Origin of the sequence: Ornithinibacter sp. (assembly GCF_035443565.1) — a bacterium.
In the GTDB taxonomy this organism is placed as follows: domain Bacteria; phylum Actinomycetota; class Actinomycetes; order Actinomycetales; family Dermatophilaceae; genus Fodinibacter.
In genome coordinates this window covers 1-1,197 of the sequence record NZ_DAORSO010000397.1, presented here as the reverse complement: position 1 = coordinate 1,197, position 1,197 = coordinate 1, and the positions used below count along the sequence as shown (strand labels likewise).

Here is a 1,197-nt window from a genome sequence, read left to right as displayed (position 1 = left end):
TTGACGTCCTGCGCCCGCGAGCGGGTGGTGACGAGCACGGCATCCGGGGTGTCGATCACGACGACGTCCTCGATCCCCACCACTGCCACGCGGCGGCCACCGGCTGCCGCGACGATCCCGGACGCGTCGATGGTCGTCACGTCGTCGACCGACCCGAGCACCCGCAGGCCGGGCTCCCCCTCGACGGGCGGCAGCAGCTCGGCCAGGCTGGCGAAGTCGCCCACGTCGTCCCAGGTGAAGGGGGCCGGGACGACGACGACGTGACCGGCATCCGCGGCCGGCTCGGCGACGGCGTGGTCGATGGCGATCCTCGTCAGCCCCGGCCACAGCTCGTCGAGCCGCTCGGGCGAGGCCGCGATGGCTCGCACCCCTGCCGCCAGCTCGTGGTGCCACTGCGCCAGGAGGTCGAGCAGCGTCGCCGCCCGCACGACGAACATCCCCGCGTTCCAGCGGAACTCGCCCGATGCCACGTACTGCGCTGCCCGCACGGCATCCGGCTTCTCGACGAACTCGACGGCCCGCAGCGCCGTGGCGAACCCCGGCAGGGCCTCGCCCGCCCGGATGTAGCCGAAGCCCGTGGCGGGTGACGTCGGCTCGATGCCGATCGTGACGAGATGACCCTCGCGGGCCACCTCCGCGGCCTCTCGGATCACGCTCTCGAAGGCGGCGGTGTCAGGGATGACGTGGTCGGCCGCGAACGAGCCGATGACGGCCTGCGGGTCCTGGCGCTCGACCACGGCGGCGGCCAGACCGATCGCCGCCATCGAGTCGCGCGGCGACGGCTCTGCGAGCACCTGGTCGCCGGCCAGCCCGGGAAGCTGAGCCCGCACGGCATCCGCGTGCGCCGCCCCGGTCACGACGACCACCCGGTCGCCGGTCAGCGGCTCGAGCCGGTCAACCGTCGCCTGGAGCAGCGTGCGACCGCTGCCAGTGAGGTCGAGGAGGAACTTGGGGTGCGCGGCGCGACTGAGCGGCCACAGTCGCGTGCCGGCGCCACCAGCAGGCACGACGGCCCAGAAACCAGGGATGGTGGACATGGGATGCGAGGGTACGCGGCGCGCGCTCAGCCCCGCAGCGGGAAGCTGTCGATGACTCGCCAGACCCCGTCGTGGTCGTGGTGGTAGAGCTCGACCGAGGTCACCGGGAAGCGGCAGCGGAAGTCGGCCAGCTCGTCGAAGGCCCGGTCGAGGGCGTCCT

The 1,197-nt window shown here is 73.2% G+C and carries 1 protein-coding gene; it reads right to left on the bottom strand.

What is annotated here, in order from left to right; all coding sequences use genetic code 11:
* Positions 1 to 1,037, bottom strand: a 1,037-nt coding sequence (locus tag PLL68_RS15480) for a mannose-1-phosphate guanylyltransferase (RefSeq protein WP_324535625.1), incomplete at its 3' end; no start/stop codon positions are given.
* Positions 1,038 to 1,197 lie beyond the last annotated feature (160 nt).